General features: G+C 66.8%; 15 protein-coding genes. 3 read left to right on the top strand and 12 right to left on the bottom strand.

Going from position 1 to position 15,599, the window contains the following annotated elements; genetic code table 11:
- Positions 1–72 precede the first annotated feature (72 nt).
- Positions 73–972, bottom strand: a complete 900-nt coding sequence (locus KIH79_RS04375) for a hypothetical protein (protein WP_219058294.1) — start codon at positions 970–972, stop codon at positions 73–75.
- A gap of 164 nt (positions 973–1,136) precedes the next feature.
- Here KIH79_RS04375 and KIH79_RS04370 point away from each other — a divergent pair, with 164 nt between their 5' ends.
- The 3 genes from KIH79_RS04370 to KIH79_RS04360 all read left to right on the top strand — a co-directional run bounded on the left by KIH79_RS04370 (position 1,137) and on the right by KIH79_RS04360 (position 4,235).
- Positions 1,137–1,937: a response regulator gene (locus tag KIH79_RS04370; RefSeq protein WP_219058293.1), complete on the top strand. Its 801-nt coding sequence runs from the start codon at positions 1,137–1,139 to the stop codon at positions 1,935–1,937.
- A gap of 201 nt (positions 1,938–2,138) precedes the next feature.
- The gene (locus KIH79_RS04365) at positions 2,139–3,305 is read left to right on the top strand and encodes a sensor histidine kinase (protein WP_219058292.1); all 1,167 of its coding nucleotides are present in this window, start codon (positions 2,139–2,141) and stop codon (positions 3,303–3,305) included.
- Positions 3,306–3,404: 99 nt separating this feature from the next.
- The gene (locus KIH79_RS04360) at positions 3,405–4,235 is read left to right on the top strand and encodes a gamma-glutamyl-gamma-aminobutyrate hydrolase family protein (RefSeq protein ID WP_219058291.1); all 831 of its coding nucleotides are present in this window, start codon (positions 3,405–3,407) and stop codon (positions 4,233–4,235) included.
- A 95-nt stretch (positions 4,236–4,330) separates the two neighbouring features.
- Here KIH79_RS04360 and araA read toward each other — a convergent pair whose 3' ends face one another.
- From araA to KIH79_RS04305, 11 genes are all read right to left on the bottom strand, one after another.
- Positions 4,331–5,848 (bottom strand): L-arabinose isomerase, encoded by a 1,518-nt coding sequence (gene araA / locus KIH79_RS04355; RefSeq protein WP_219058290.1) that lies wholly within the window; start codon positions 5,846–5,848, stop codon positions 4,331–4,333.
- Positions 5,849–6,001: 153 nt separating this feature from the next.
- Positions 6,002–6,694: an L-ribulose-5-phosphate 4-epimerase gene (locus tag KIH79_RS04350; protein WP_033494540.1), complete on the bottom strand. Its 693-nt coding sequence runs from the start codon at positions 6,692–6,694 to the stop codon at positions 6,002–6,004.
- 166 nt (positions 6,695–6,860) lie between these two features.
- Positions 6,861–8,504, bottom strand: a complete 1,644-nt coding sequence (locus KIH79_RS04345) for a xylulokinase (protein WP_219058289.1) — start codon at positions 8,502–8,504, stop codon at positions 6,861–6,863.
- Between the two features lie 196 nt (positions 8,505–8,700).
- Positions 8,701–9,783: a LacI family DNA-binding transcriptional regulator gene (locus KIH79_RS04340; protein ID WP_219058307.1), complete on the bottom strand. Its 1,083-nt coding sequence runs from the start codon at positions 9,781–9,783 to the stop codon at positions 8,701–8,703.
- 176 nt (positions 9,784–9,959) lie between these two features.
- Positions 9,960–10,676, bottom strand: a complete 717-nt coding sequence (locus KIH79_RS04335; RefSeq protein WP_219058288.1) for a ribonuclease HII — start codon at positions 10,674–10,676, stop codon at positions 9,960–9,962.
- 13 nt (positions 10,677–10,689) lie between these two features.
- Entirely contained in the window at positions 10,690–11,472 is a 783-nt protein-coding gene (gene lepB / locus KIH79_RS04330) for a signal peptidase I (protein ID WP_236023603.1), read from the bottom strand.
- A 180-nt stretch (positions 11,473–11,652) separates the two neighbouring features.
- Positions 11,653–12,018 (bottom strand): 50S ribosomal protein L19, encoded by a 366-nt coding sequence (rplS, locus tag KIH79_RS04325; protein ID WP_219058286.1) that lies wholly within the window; start codon positions 12,016–12,018, stop codon positions 11,653–11,655.
- A 280-nt stretch (positions 12,019–12,298) separates the two neighbouring features.
- Positions 12,299–12,763: a DUF1893 domain-containing protein gene (locus KIH79_RS04320; protein ID WP_219058285.1), complete on the bottom strand. Its 465-nt coding sequence runs from the start codon at positions 12,761–12,763 to the stop codon at positions 12,299–12,301.
- Between the two features lie 86 nt (positions 12,764–12,849).
- The gene (locus KIH79_RS04315; RefSeq protein ID WP_236023602.1) at positions 12,850–13,443 is read right to left on the bottom strand and encodes an ECF transporter S component; all 594 of its coding nucleotides are present in this window, start codon (positions 13,441–13,443) and stop codon (positions 12,850–12,852) included.
- A 68-nt stretch (positions 13,444–13,511) separates the two neighbouring features.
- Positions 13,512–14,414 carry a DUF362 domain-containing protein gene (locus KIH79_RS04310; protein WP_236023601.1) on the bottom strand — a complete coding sequence of 301 codons (903 nt, stop codon included), beginning with the start codon at positions 14,412–14,414 and terminating at the stop codon, positions 13,512–13,514.
- A gap of 138 nt (positions 14,415–14,552) precedes the next feature.
- Positions 14,553–15,593: a hypothetical protein gene (locus tag KIH79_RS04305; RefSeq protein ID WP_219058283.1), complete on the bottom strand. Its 1,041-nt coding sequence runs from the start codon at positions 15,591–15,593 to the stop codon at positions 14,553–14,555.
- Between the last annotated feature and the right edge of the window lie 6 nt (positions 15,594–15,599).

The raw sequence follows: 15,599 nt of genomic DNA, 5'->3' as shown, positions 1-15,599 counted from the left end.
AGACGATGCTCAGCGAGACTTTTCCACCAGCCGGATCCCAGCGTGGCGAGCAGGGAGGGGCCGAGAAGGCCATCAGTCGGAGCCAGTGCCGGAACCGGAAACTGAGCCCAAACCGGAACCGCGCGAGTAGAGGTTTTCATCGTACGCGACGATGACGGTGCTGGTCGAGTCGGGGTCGGACGGGATCGCGGGCTGGTGTTTGAGGACGTAGGTGCGGTCCGCGTACTCGTCGTCCCGCTGCATGGCCCGCGAGAACCGTTTGTCGGAGACGACGACCTCGCCGTCGCGCCACCACCATTCGCGGATCTGCCCCTTGCCGTCGTGATGGATGGAGGCCGGCTGGCGGGGATCGTCCTTGTCGGCCCAGTCGGCGTCGGCGGTCGGGTCGAACCACAGGATGCGCACCGACGTGCCGTCCGAGACCTCGTCGGTGCCAGTCTTCCGGGACGGGCCGATGCCGTCGACGACCAGCCGCAGCACGGATTCTCGCCCGGCGCGCACGTCGTTCATGAACGCGTCGATCGGCGCTTCGTCGGGACCGTCGTAGGTCGGGAACTCGTCGTCGTCGACCGTCCGCCAGCCGTATGCGGCGCGTCCGCCGTACGCGTAGCCGCGTGCGGTCAGCTGGTCCTTGGTGGCGTTCGGTTCGAGCGAGACGAGTTCGTCGTAGATCTTCTGCGCAGTGACGCGCGTGGCACGCTGCCAGACGAACGCGCCGGTAACGATCACCGCGAACGCGAGAAACGCGGCGAGCAACCACCACCACATCGGCCGGCCGGCGGAAGCGCCGGAGCCGGTCTCCGATACGGTCCCGCGGGCATTCGATTCGTTGCGTCGCGCATCGTCACGCTGAAGCCTGTCATGCTGCGGATCGTTGCGGCGCGGACCATCCCGCAGCGGCTCGTCGTTACCGCCTGTCACGGACGGAAGAATGATGTACCGCCGCCCGTTGCGCATCGCCGTGGGGTTCATGATGACCTCCTTCGATCAGGCCGTATGTCGGAACGGCCGCCGATCGGTCGGATATCGCCGATACTGCCACGCTACGACGGTTCCATTGTCCCGCGCCACGGCACGACATGCGGTGCATGACATGAGTTGCCGCCGCCGTGTCGCGCACGCCTAGACTGGACCGCATGGAACAGCATGCGCGACGCAAACCGGTTTCGATCGCGATCGTGGACAACGATCGCATGGCGTTGATGGCGTTGTCGTCGCTGCTGGCCCGCGACGGCTGCACGGTGATGTGGACAGCGCAGCTCGGCGCGAGCGCGATCCAGCGCTGCATCCGCGCCCAGGACCGTCCGGACGTGCTGCTGGTCGACATGGCGCTGTCCGACATGACCGGCGTCGACGTGTGCCGTGCGGCGCGCCGGTGGGCGCCGGCGCTGCCGATGATCGGCGTGACCGCCTACGATCCGGCCGTCTATAACGATCCGGCCGTCTATAACGATGCGGCCGTCGCCGCGGGGGCGATCGCGGTGCTCAGCAAGGACGATGTTTCGGCGATCGCCGACGCCGTTCGCGGAGCGTGCGCATGCCGACGGTCCGATGCGACTGCCGGACTTCCCGTCGACGCGCGGCAGACGGGCGCACCGGCCGCGCCGGTCGCAGGCTCCCCCGCCGACGTCGTTCGTTCGGATGAAGCGGACGGGCCGGCCGATCTGGCCGGAACGTTCGGTTCGTCTGGACAGCCCGTCCGTTCCGGTTGCGCGGACGCGTCGCGGGCGCAACCGGAGCGATCGTTCGCACTGTCCGCGCAACAGTCCGCCATCATGCGCATGTATGCGGACGGACGGTCGACCGACGACATCGCCGCCGCGCTCGGCATCACCAAAGGCACGATCTTCTCGCAGGTCGCGCGCGTGCGCGAGAAGCTGCACGCACGCGACCGCGACGAGGCGGTCGCCCTGTGCCGGCGATATCTGCGCATGTGAAACGGATTCGCCTGCGTCGCGCTCGTCGCAGCGCGTCTCGGGCACGAGGTCGGCACACGGTCTCCGGCGTATCGCCAACAGCGCGTCGCCGGCGTCGCATCACCGGCGACGCGACGCTGACTCGGCATGGATCAGCCGGAAACACAGCGCGAAACACAGCGCAACAACGTAACCCACAACCAGCGACCAATGGAAAGCGCGATGATGTTCGGACAACGCATTGACAAGCGACTGCTCTGGGATTGGCGGACCCGCGTGCTGCTGGCGTGCGCGTCGATTCCGACGGCGGTCGAAACTCTGTATTTGCGCGGGACCGGCGACGGCGGAGACGCGACGACGCTGTTCGCGTTGCTGTCCGTCGTCGGATGCCTGCTGATGGCGTTGCTGCCGCGCATCGGCGGCTGGGCGATCGTCGCGCTGTGGGCGGCGAGGTGCTTCGTGCCGGAGACGACGCCGCTGTCGATACTGTTCTGTCTGCTGGTCGCCGTCACGATCATGGCGTATCTGGGCATCGCGATGGCGCTGGCGGCGGCGATCGCCGCGGAGGCCGCCACGGCGGCGCGCATATGGCTGTATCCGTGGGATTCGTCGGTGTTTGCGATCGTATGCGCCACGGCTGCGTTTCTGATGGTCGCACTGTGGCTCGGTTCGATGATGAGCTGGCGGGAACGGCAGGAGGCCGATGAGCTGGAGCGCGCCGCTCTGCTGCGTCGCGTCGCGGATCAGCGGCTCGCCGAACAGCTGCATCATTCGGTCGCCAACGATTTGACGACGATTCTGCTGCTCGCGTGCCAGCTGCGGACGGCGACGCGCGCCGACGGCGGAGAGCGTGTGGACGCAGCGGCGATCATCGAACGGACCGCACAGGAATCCCTCGCCAAAGTGCGCACGCTCATCGCCGGGCTGGACCGGGCCGGCGATGCGTCGCACAGGACGCCGATCGGTCATGTTTCCGCCGAGCGCCGTCCGCTCACCACTCTCGGCAACGACGAACTGCAATCGATCGCAGCGACGTACGACGAACGGCTGCACGCGCACGGACTGACCGGCGAAATCATAGTCGGCGGCGTCCCGAGCTGCTCGTGCACCGCCGAGCGCAGGTCCGCACTGCTGGACATCCTGCACGAAATCGTCGGCAACATGATGAAATACGCCGACCCGGCCGCCGGCTACTGCATCGTGGTCACGCTCGCGCCCGGACTGGCCACGCTGTCCGCGTCCAACGGGATCTTCCGGCCGGCTGGCATCTTCAGCGGCGGTACTGGGCTCGACCGCTGCCGTCACACGGCCGTCGCGGCCGGCGGCGAATTCACCGTCAACCACGACGACTCCGTATGGGCCGTACTACTCAAGCTGCCGATGGTCTGAATGCAGCCGTGCATGTCCGACGAAGTACTAGAGTGACGGTATCGCCGCGGTGTGGACTGCGGCCTGTTGACGATCCGTTTGGAATGGGGGGGGTTGCAGATGACCGATCGACCGCTCGTCGCCGTGACGCCGTTGATGGACTACGGGCGGGACAGCCTGTGGATGCTGCCCGGGTACATGGACGCGGTGCTGCGCGCCGGCGGCACGCCGGTGATGCTGCCGTTGACCGATGACGCGGATGCGGTGGCGCAGTGTGCGGAGCGGTTCGACGCGTTCCTGTTCACGGGCGGGCCGGATGTGGGGCCGGGCGTCGGATCGGGTGTGAAATCCGGCGTTGGACCAAACGCTGGACCGAACGTTGGGCCGGAAGACCAATCGGATACCGGAGACAAGCCTGACGCGAAACCGAACTTGGGACGAGACAGTGCTGCGAGTCTTCCGGACGATACCGGCCGCAATGAGGCGCTGAGTCCGGAGCGCGACCGCATGGAATCATTGCTGCTGCCCGCCGTGATGCGGCTGGACAAGCCGATTCTGGGCATTTGCCGCGGCATCCAGTTCATCAACCGGTATTTGGGCGGCACGCTGTGGCAGGATCTGCCCACCGAGCATCCCAGCGAGGTGGAGCATCACATGAATCCGCCGTATGACGCGTTCGGACATCATGTGGATCTGGTGCCCGGCACGCCGTTGGCCGAGCTGTTCGCCGGGCAGCGGGAGATCGCCGTCAACAGCTATCACCATCAGGCCGTGCGCGAACTGGCTCCGGGACTGCGTGTGATGGCCACGGCCCCGGATGGGATAGTCGAGGCGTTGTGGCGACCGGACAGCCGGTTCCTGTGGGCCGTGCAATGGCATCCCGAATTCCTGTACCGCGTGGATCCGCGCTCCCAAGCCATTTTCAACGCGTTCGTCGCCGCGGCCCGGTAATCAGGACTTCTTCCGCGTCTTCCATGACGCGAAAGGCCGCCCGGCATGATGTCGGGCGGCCTTTCTGTTACCGATCAGCGATCAGGCGATCGTAATCAGTGCTGGTTGTTGAGACGATGGTACATCTCGGACAGCTGCAGTTCCTTCTCGAACTGGCGGGCGGTGGTGTCCTTGTCGATGACAGCGAGCTCCACGCCGGCGATGCGGGCGAAGTCCTCCCAAGCCTCACGGCCGACGGAGGTGGTCATGCAGGTGTGGTGCGAGCCACCGGCGGTGATCCAGCACTGGACGGCGGTCTTCAGGCTCGGCTGCGGCTTCCAGACGGCGCGGGCGCACGGCAGCTCCTTGAGGGAGCCCTGCGGCTCGACGACGTCGACCACGTCCATGAGCAGGCGGAAGCGCTCGCGCTCGTCGGCCATGGAGACCACGACGGCGTCCTTCTTCGGCTTGCCGGAGAAGACCAGACGCACCGGGTCGGCCTTGCCGCCGATGCCGAGCGGATGGATCTCCAGCTTCGGCTTGGCGATGGTGCCGATGGACGGGGAGACCTCGAGCATGTGGGAACCCATGTCGAGCTCGTTGCCCTCGGTGAAGTTGTAGGAGTAGTCCTCCATGAGGGAGGCGCCGCCGTCGAGGCCATAGCCCATCACGGCACCGATGCGCACGAGTACGGCGGTCTTCCAGTCGCCTTCGGCGGAGAAGCCCCAGCCGTACTCGGACGGGAAGCGCTGCGGGCCGACGCCCGGCAGCTGCGGCAGGGCGCCGAGGTCCTCGAAGTTGTCGACGCCGGCGGTGCAGCCGTTGGCGCGCATCATGTTGACCATCGCTGCCTCTTCCTTGGCGGCGATGAACAGGGAGTCGTACTTGGCGTCCAGCAGGGCCGGATCGACGTCGTACTTGGCCTTGTAGTCCTCGATGATCTCCTTGACCTGATCGTCCTTGACGGCGTCGTACGCGGCGACGAGCTCGTTGACGGCCCAGGTGTTGATGGAGGCGCCGAACACGCGCTCGGCTTCGGTCTTGTCGCCCTCGGTGACGGCGACGTTGCGCATGTTGTCGCCCCAGCGCATGACCTTCATGTTGTTGGAGGCGTCCCAGCCGGCGCAGGCGCGGGCCCAGGTGCCGACCTTCTCGGCGACCTCCGGGTCGGTGTAGTGGCCGACGACGATCTTGCGCGGGATGCCGAGGCGGGAGACGATGTAACCGAACTCACGGTCGCCGTGGGCGGCCTGGTTCAGGTTCATGAAGTCCATGTCGATGGTCTCCCACGGGATCTCCTTGTGGTGCTGGGTGGCCAGCTGCAGCAGCGGCTTGGTGAGCACTTCGAGGCCGCGGATCCACATCTTGGCCGGGGAGAAGGTGTGGCACCAGGCGATGACGCCGATGACGTTCGGGTTGGCGGAGGCCTCGACCATGAACTGCTTGACGCCGTCGGAGGACTTCAGGGTCGGCTTGAGGACGATCTTGGCCGGGATCTTGCCGGTCTTGTTCAGGTAGTCGACCATTTCCGCGGAGTGCGCGGCGACCTGGCGAAGGGCTTCCTCGCCGTACAGGTCCTGCGAGCCGACGCCGAACCAGATTTCCTTGCCCTCAAAGGGGTTTTCCATTGCCATGATTGGCTCCTTTGTTACTTCGTTGTGAAAAATTTTGTGTGCTCAGTGCTGGCGAAGTCAGCGCTGAGATAACGCGTGCGGCCTCGAGGCGCATCGAGGGAAGCGGTACTGAGTACCGCGACCGAGGAGCAACGACGAGGACGCTCCGTTATCTCAGTGCTGGCCGTAGACGTTCTGGTAGCGGTCGTTCAGCTTGTCGATGTCGGCCTGCGGGATCTCGATGATGTCGCCGAGCTGCTTGGCGGCCCACATGGTGTGCGCGACCTCCTCGGTCATGGCGGCGGCCTTGACGGCGGCCTCCGCGTCCTTGCCGATGGTGAACGGGCCGTGGTTCTGCATGAGGACGGCCGGGGACTTCGGGTACTTCTTGAGCGTCTCGACGACGCCCTCGCCGATGGCCTCGGAGCCGATGAGGCGGAACGGGCCGACCGGCACCGGGCCGCCGAACTCGTCGCCCATCATGGTCAGGCCGCACGGGATGTTCTGGCCGGTGGCCGCCCACGCGGTGGCGTAGGTGGAGTGCGTGTGCACGACGCCGTAGACGTTCGGCATGTGGCGGTAGATGTACGCGTGGGACGCGGTGTCGGAGGACGGGGCCTCGGTGCCGTCGACGACGTTGCCGTCGAGGTCGCACACGACCATGGAGCCCGGGGTCAGATACTCGTAGCGCACGCCGGACGGCTTGATGACCATGAGGTCGGCGGTGTGCAGACGCTGGGAGACGTTGCCCGCGGTCCACACGACGAGGTTCCACTTGATGAGCTGCTCGTGCAGGGTGGCGACGACCTCGCGCACCTGCTTGACTTCGGCGCGGACTTCCGGACCGTAATCAGCCAGAGTTGCCATGATGGTTTTCCTTTCGGTATTGCTTGTTGACGTTTGTTGCGTTTGTTACGTTCGTGAAGCTGGCGGAGCCCTCGGCTGAGGGAGCTGTCAGCCGCAGGCTGACTGAGGGAGCGTCGCGGTCGAAGACCGCCTGCCAGCGCGGCATCGCGCGCGGCGCGATTCGATTTCAGCCTTCCAGCGGCACCGCGGCGATGGCGGCCTTCTCGATGGGCAGGCCCTTGCCGAAGCGCTCGAAGAAGCGCTCGAAGCCGGCCACGTCGGACGAGTCCGGCGTCTCGGTGGTGGACTGCGCGTCCTTGAACACGCGGCCGTCGAGGTAGTCGGCGAGGTTGGTGTGGTCCTCGTTGGTGTTCCACAGGTAGTCGGCGAGCACGGCCATGCCCCAGGCGCCGCCCTCGGCGGCGGTGGTCATGACCTTGATCGGCGTGTCGAACGCGGCGGCGAGGATCTTCTGCGCGACCTTCGGGGTGGTGAAGATGCCGCCGTGGCCGACGAGGGAGTCGATTTCGACGTGCTCGTCCTTGGTCATCACGTCCATGCCGATCTTGACCGGGCTGAACGCGCTGAACAGCTGGGCGCGCATGAAGTTCGCGAGGCTCATGCGGGCTTCGGGGTTGCGCACGAAGAGCGGGCGGCCCTCCTCGAGGCCGGCGAGGAATTCGCCGGAGCGGAACGGGTAGTTGATCAGGCCGCCGCAGTCGGCGTCCGCGTCGTCGGAGATGGCGGTGCGGAACAGCGTGCCGTACAGCGTGCCGGCGTCGACCGGCTGGCCGATCGCGGCCGCGAACTGGCCGAACAGGCCGACCCACGCGTTGAGGTCGGAGGTGAAGTTGTTGGCATGGCTCATGCCCGCGAGGTCGCCGGCCGGCGTGGTGACGAGGTCGACTTCCGGGTGCAGGGCCTTGAGCTTGTGCTCGAGCACGACCATCGCGAAGATGGAGGTGCCGGCGGAGACGTTGCCGGTGCGCACGCGCACGGAGTTGGTGGCGACCATGCCGGTGCCCGCGTCGCCTTCCGGCGGGGCGAGGACGATGCCCGGCTTGAGGGTGCCGGTCGGGTCGAGCAGCAGCGCGCCGGCCTCGGTGAGCTTGCCGGCCGGGGTGCCCGCGACGAGCGGGGTCGGCAGCAGGTTTTCGAGCTTCCACAGCTGGGCCGCGACCTCGGGCAGCGCGTCGAACTTTTCGATGAACGCCTGCTCGTAGGTGTGGGTGGTCGGGTCGATCGGGAACATGCCGGAGGCGTCGCCGATGCCGAGCACCTTCTCGCCGGTGAGCTTCCAGTGCACGTAGCCGGCCAGCGTGGTGAAGTACGCGACCTTGGAGACGTGCTCCTCCTTGTTGAGCACGCACTGGTAGAGATGCGCGATGGACCAGCGTTCGGGGATGTTGTACTGGAACAGCTCGGAGAGCTTCTCGTGGGCCTCGTGCGTGTTGGTGTTCTGCCAGGTGCGGAACGGCACGAGCAGTTCGCCGTCCTTGTCGAAGGCGAGGTAGCCGTGCATCATGGCGGAGAAGCCGATGTGGCCGATCTTGGTGAGCTTTTCGCCGTAGGCGGTGTGCACGTCGTTGGCCATGGCGGCGTAGGCGGACTGCAGGCCCTTCCAGATTTCGTCGACCGAGTAGCTCCACAGGCCGTCCTCGAGGTGGCTGGCCCAGCTGTAGTCGCCGGAGGCGATGGTGGAATACGTGTCGTCGATCAGCACGGCCTTGATGCGCGTGGATCCGAATTCGATGCCGAGCGAGGTCTTGCCGGCGCGGATCTTCTCGGCGATGCCGGCGATCTGTTCGGTGTCGCTCACGGTTGCTGCCATAGTGCGGACTCCTATCCTTACCTGAAGTTCCCAAGCGCCGCATCTACTCCATCGGAGAACTGTTAGCGCTCACATCAACGGTTTCATTGTAGCGAGGTCAGCGGATGAGCACAAGCTCGCCGTGTCTCGCATTGATAACGGGATATCGACCGGCCTTATGACCGGCGCGACCCAGCCCCGATCGGCCCGCCCGGCCTCAGCGGCGCGGCGCGGCCGGCGCCAGCGACGCGCGGTTGATCACCGACGCCGGAATCAGCCCCACACCGTGCGCGGACTCGGGCAGGGCCACGCCCTCGCCCTCCCCCAGCAGCCGCAGCGCCTCGCGCATCGCCGCGCGGCCAAGCTGCTCGAAATCGGGCCGCACCGTGGTCAGCGGCGGATACATGTTGTCCATCGCGGGCATGTCGTCGAACCCGACCAAACTCACGTCCTGCGGAATGCGCACGCCGTGCTCGTGCAGCGCGCGCGCCACGCCGACCGCCATCGCGTCGTTCGCGGCGACGACGACCGTCGGCAGCACGCCGCCGGAGCGGCCGATCGAATCGAGCAGATGATTCATCCGGCCGTACGCCTCGGACGAATCCCACGTGTCGCAACGGACTGTGACCGAACTGATCGCCTTCTCGCGCGACCGCTTCACCCACGCGTCCAGTCGCGTCGCCGCGTCGCGCCATTCGGACGGTCCGGCGAAATACAGCGCGCGGCGGTGCCCGTACTCGCCGAGCAGACGCACGACCTCCTCCATCGCGCCCCACTGGTCGATGCCGACCATCGACACCTTGCCGTGATCGTGCGAGCGGATCAGCCGCAGGCCTTCGCTCACGCTCAGCGAGCCGTGCGTGGACGTGACGAACACGCGCGGCTGGCTCACACGCGTGCGGCAGGCCGCCTCGAACATGGCGTCGGTCGGGGTCAGGAAGATGAACGCGTCGACATTCTGCTCGTTGAACGTGCCGCACAGGTCCTCGAATTCGTCCTGCGTGCACGAGGCGCTGTGCACCATCATCACCGACATGAACAGGCCGTGCTGCCGGGCGAGCGTTTCGATCGACGTGATCGCCGAGATCGGGCCGAAGAAGCGCAGGCCGCCGGCGATCAGGCCGATGGTGCGCGACCGGCGCGACGCGAGCGCACGGGCGGAATTGCTGGGATGATAGTCGAGCTGCTTGATCGCGGCCTGCACCTTGGCACGGGTCGCGTCCGACACGTCGGGGGAATTGTTGATGACTCTGGATACGGTCTGATGGCTGACCCCCGCCAGCTTGGCCACTTCGAACATGGATGGACGCTTGCCCGCCCCGCGCTTGCCTGCCATACGTAAACCTCCCCGCATGTCTGCTTCGGCATCGGTGTCTCCGAGCTTACCGCGTCCGCGGGCGCAACACGGTGAGAACGCTCACAATCGCGGAAAATTGCGAAAATTGCGGAAGTTTGCGTTTCGGCTCAGGCGAACTCTCAGGTGAGCTTCCAGCTGACGCGGTGCAGCGGCGTGGGCCCGAGTTCGGCGATGGCGGCGCGATGCGCGGCCGAACCGTAGCCCTTGTTGTGTTCCCATTCGTACGCGGCCCATTCGGGATGGGACCTCGCGAGATCGACCATGAGCCGGTCGCGCGTGACCTTGGCGATGACCGCCGCCGTGGCGACGGTCGCGCAGTGCCGGTCGGCCTTGACCAGCGTGGTGATGCGTGCGGGGGCGGGCACGTCGGGCGCGTCGAAGGTGTCGAGCGTTTTGGTGATGTAGTCGTTCGGCCCGTCGAGGATGCCGGCGACGCGCACGGCTTGGGTTCCTCCCGCGTCGATCGGGCCGTCGGCGAGCCCCAGCTTGCGTTCGGCTTCGGCGAGCGCGCGCAGGGCCGCGACGCCGAGCGCATGGGAGATGCCCCATGCGTCGATTTCCTCGTTGCTGGCCGATCCGACGGCCCACGCGGCGCACCATGACTTGAGTTCGTCGTAGATCGCCTCGCGCCGGCGTTCGGTGAGCATTTTCGAGTCGGCCACGCCGTCGGGCACGTCGAGCGACGGCAGGTCGCGCGCGCGGATCATGGCCGCGCCGACCATCACCGGGCCGGCGAGCGAGCCGCGGCCGACCTCGTCGAAGCCAACGATCAGCTCCGCTCCCCCGTCGGCGAGCTCGCGTTCCAGCCGCAGCGTCGGTATTTCCTGAATCGACATGGCCGTCCTTTCGTTACGATTGCTGCGATTCGCTGCCGTCCGGCACGTCGGCGAACACGTCGCGATGGTCGGCGAACAGGCCGATGCGGTCGATCGGCCAGTATCGCGCGACGGCGACGCCGACCACGTCGTCCACCGGCACGAGGCCGTGGTCGCCGTCGTCCTGATGGTAGCGGGAGTCGGCGGAATTCGCGCGGTTGTCGCCGAGCACGAACACGTGGCCGGCGGTGACCTCGACGCGGAACGGGAACGCGCTCGGCTCGACGCCGGGGCGCAGGTAGGAGGTTTCGTCGACGGCGACGCCGTTGACCTTGACCGGCTGGCCGGCGCCCTCGCATTCGACCACGTCGCCGGGCAGGCCGATGAGTCGCTTGATGAGATAGTCGCCGCCCAAGTTGCCGCTGTACTCGGCGGACAGCCAGTTGGCGGGATCCTTGAACACGACGACGTCGCCGCGCTTCAGGTCGAAGACGCGCGGCGTGAGCTTGCTGGTGACGACCTTGTCGCCGGGTTCGATCGTGTTCATCATGGAGCCGGACGGGATGACGTAGCAGCCGATGAGCAGGATGCGCACGAGCAGCACGACGAGCACCGGCACGCCGCACCAGATCAGGAAATCGCGCCAGCCGGACTGCCCGTCTTCGTCGCCCTGCGCGCCGCCGTTCCGCGCGCTGTTCGGCTCGCCGTTCGCGCCGCCGGCCATTGCCTCGAACTCGGCGCGCGACGGCAGCGGTTCCGGGTTGACCCCGTGGTCGGAGACCATCAGCGTATGCCGGTCCTCGTCGTTCGACTGCATGTGCAACTCCTTGTCCATTCCGGCGCGGGCGGTTCGCCGGGCACGCCCGAGCTCCGGGCTCCGGGCTCCGGCATCCGACGATTCATCCGGCATCCCATCATACGGGACGAATACGCGAACAATACGCGAACAGCCCGGAACCAGACGGTCCGGGCTGTTCGTTCATGCGCTAGGCGAAACTCACTTGGCGGAGTTGTCGCGACGCTCGACGATGCGAGCGGCCTTGCCGCGCAGGGAGCGCAGGTAGTACAGCTTCGCGCGACGAACGCGGCCGCGACGGACCAGCTTGATGGAGTCGATGGACGGGGAGTGCACCGGGAAGCGGCGCTCGACACCCGTGCCGAAGCTGATCTTGCGGACGATGAAGGTCTCGTGCACGCCGGCACCGTGACGGGCGATCACCACGCCGGTGAACGTCTGGATACGGGAGTTGTTGCCTTCCTTGATCTTCACGTTCACGTCGACGGTGTCGCCGGGACGGAAGGCCGGGATCTCCTCGGCCGGCTTGAGGTGCTTGGCGTCAAATGCGTCGATAGCGTTAGCCATGTTCATTCCTTAGTCGCTGCCGCATATCAGCCACAGTCAGGGGTCTGCCTCGCGTGTTGCACGGTGACGGACGCGGCATCCGCGCCCGACCGCCCGCGATGGGCGACCGATTCTTGGTATCCCTCGGGTCTGCCCTCGGGAAGCCTGCCAATCCGCCGGAGCGACTGCCCGGCTGGACCCTTCGGAAAACCGGGCTTATGCGGCGACCCGGCTTTCGACACAGCAATCGCCAATTCTATGACGCTTTACGGACATTGTCGACGTCACTTGTCGTCGGCCGTCATTTGCCGCGCATCAGTTTGGCGACCGCCACGCGGATGGCGGGCTCCGCGGCCGCAGGATCGTCGATGCCGGCCACCGACCGTTCGATCGGGCACATGCCGTCGCCCGCGCGGTTCAGGATCATCGGCACCAGCGTGCCGTAGTCCGCCTCGATGCCGTTCGCGCGCAGCGTCGCCAATCCGGCCTCGCTCATCGTCTGCGCGTACACGGCCACGGCGCCGAGCTTCGCGTACAGCAACGCCGCGCCCTTGCCGACCACGCGGTCAGCGGCGGCGTATCCGTCGAGCCGCTGTCCGGCGGCCAGCCATTGCAGCAACGGTCGCACGCCGCGGCCCGTGCCGGTCAGCGTCGTCGCCCGCCCGGTCGCCTCGTCGGTGCGGCAGGCCACGCAGCCGAGCGCATCGTCGCCCAGCAGCGCGGACTTCGCAAGGTCGAGATCGGCCGCCATCTGCGAATCGGTCATCGATGTCTCCTTTCATGCGATGACCCCTCGCGAACGAGGGGCCATCATCACACGGTTTCACGCGGTGCGCACGTCCCGCCCGACCATCAGTCGCGGCGGCGATCCACAGCGGTCATCACCACGGGCACAAGCACCCATTGCAGCACGAGTCCCGGCAGGCCGGTCACGACGGCGGCTGCAACGGACGCGACGGTCATGCTCGTGTTGCCGAGCAGCGAGACGGCCACGGCGATCGCCAGCGCGTCGACGATACGGCCCGCGATCTGCGCGCCGACCAGCTTGGCGAGCCAGCCGAGCGGCGACGGCACGGTGGCCGGCAGGCGCACGCCGCGCAGGAGCCCCGCGAACAGGCCGTAGGACGCGAGTTCGATGATCATGAACGGCACCATCGGGGCCATCGGCATGCCGGTCAACGCGAAGCTCGCGATCGGGGCGAGCGCGCCGGTCGCGAGTCCCGCGAACGGTCCGGCCAAAAGGCCCACAAGCAGCACGGGCAGGTGCATCGGCAGCAGCGTCTGGCCGATCATCGTGCCGAGGCCGAGCGCCGCGCCGGCGACGTGGAAAACCTGCGGCAGCGCGACGGCCGCGACCACGGCGATGATCGCCGCCGCGGTCTGGAACTTCACGGACGGCAGCGCGGCCGTGAACATGCGGGATTGGGTGGTTTCGTTGGATTGCATATTGATTGTCTCCTTCTTCGGCTGAACGTGACGCGACGACGAACGCGGCCACGGCGAACGCGCCGGCCTCAGCGCTGGTCGAGGTCGACGAGCTGGTATTCGCGGCTGCCGAGGTCCATTTCGACGGCGTGCTCGATGGTGTGGATGCCATGGCGCGATTCGATGCGCTCGATCATCGCGGAATTGTCCTCGTCGGACGTGTAGATGCGGTCGACGCACGCCTGGTCGACGGCCACCGGGTCGAGCGAGCCGAACACGCCGATGTCGTGCATGCACGGCGCGGCCGCGTTGCCGTCGCAGTCGCAGTCGACGGACAGGTTGTTCATCACGTTGATGAACAGCATGTTGCCCTTGAGCGCGTCGAACACGGCGGTCGCCGCCTCGGCCATGGCCTCGAGGAACGCGTCCTGGTCTCCGCCAAACGGGTTGTTGAGGATCTTGTCGCCGCCCGAATGCAGCCGGCGCTTGCCGTTCGAGGACGCCATGCCGATCGAGATGTTCTTGAGCGCGCCGCCGAAGCCGCCCATCGTGTGGCCCTTGAAATGCGAGAGGACCGCGTAATAGTCGTAGTTCGGGAAGTGCGAGCCGACGATGTCGCCGGTGATGCGCTTGCCGCCGGCGACGGGGATGGTGATTTCGCCCTCCTCGTCCTGGATGTCGCACGGCGCGATGTCGGCGAAGCCGTGCTCGCGGATCGTCTGCCAGTGATGCTCGCTGGTGTCGCGCGTGCCCGGATATGCGGTGTTGCATTCGACGATCGTGCCGTCGAGTTCGTGCACGAGGTCGGCGATGAGCGACGGCTGCAGATAGTGCTTGTTGCCGCCCTCGCCTGAGCTGAGCTTGACAGCCACCTTGCCCTGCGGCCGGGCGCCGAGCGCCCTGTAGACGCGCATGAGTCCGGCGGGGCTGATGTCGCGCGTGAAATAGACCTTGGACGCCATTGGATAGTCGGTCTGATAGGTCGTTACCATGCTGCCTCCTTGCTTCATTGATTACTCCCGTGCTCCAGAATACTCAGTCCGCGTTACCTGCGCTCCGCCGTTCGCGCGTGGCGGTTTTCGCTCGCTGAGGGGCGTGCCAGCGAGCGCTTTCCGCCACGCACGGGATCATCACCGAAGGCGGAAGCCGGCGAGCGCGCCAAGCCGGCTCAGCGAGTCGTCGGCCGGCGCGGCGCCGCCGTCGGCATCTTCCAGACTGATGATGGTGGACGAGCTGCCGTTGCGCATCCACAGCGTCTTCAGCGACAGCGTCGCGCCGCTCGTCGCGAGTTCAGGATCGATCGCGACCGGCACGACGACGGACTGTCCGGCCGCGAGCGCGAGGCCGTCCATGCCGCCGTCCGCGGTGCCGACGGTGCGTCCCTTGGCCGAGGTGACGGTGAGAGACAGGCTGACCGACCGTACGATGCCGGCCACGTTGCTGCGCACGGTCACGTCGACGATGTGCTTGCCGTCGTCGATCGAGCGGTCGTCGTCGTTGGCGGCCGCGTCGTAGATGCCGCGGTCGGCGACGGCGACGATGTCGAACGGCGGCGTGAACGGCGTGCCGGCGGGCAGTCCGAGATCGTCTCGCAGGGCCGCGTCGGCGTGGTTGCCGAACATGATCAGGTCGCGCATGAGATTGTTCGCGTCCTGAATGTCGATTGATGCAGCCGCATATTGCGCGTCCTGCGCGAGGTTGCCGTACTGACGCACGATGTCGTCGAGCGCGTCGGTGACGTCGTAGCCCAAGTCGTCCCATGTGCGTGCGGTGAGCATGTCGGCCGTGCGGTTCATGGCTTTCGCGACGATGGCGGCCTGTTCGTGGATGGCGGCGAGGTCGTTGCCTGCGAGCGTCGGCAACGCGTGCTGGATGTCGTTCCATGACGCGTCGACGGCTTTGACGTAGTACGCTCCGGCCGCCTGCCGTGTGAGACGAGGCCCGTGGTACGTCGGCAGGTCGACGGGCGACGGCGTTCGGCCGTTGATGTCGTAGATCGCGTCGGACAGGCACACGTCGCGGCCGATCGCCTGCACGCCGCCGAGCAGGTAGCCGCCGCCGAGCGCCGCGACCGCAAGGATGGCCGGCACGAGGAACGTCCAGACGCTTGGTTTCCATGCGGGAGTCGCGGTCGCGTGCGGCGTGTCGGACGACGATGTTGCGTTGCTCATGGTCGT

The organism is Bifidobacterium miconis (assembly GCF_019331735.1).
Lineage (GTDB): Bacteria > Actinomycetota > Actinomycetes > Actinomycetales > Bifidobacteriaceae > Bifidobacterium > Bifidobacterium miconis.
Note: the sequence above shows the minus strand (reverse complement) of the source record. Positions and strands in the feature narration are given on the sequence as shown.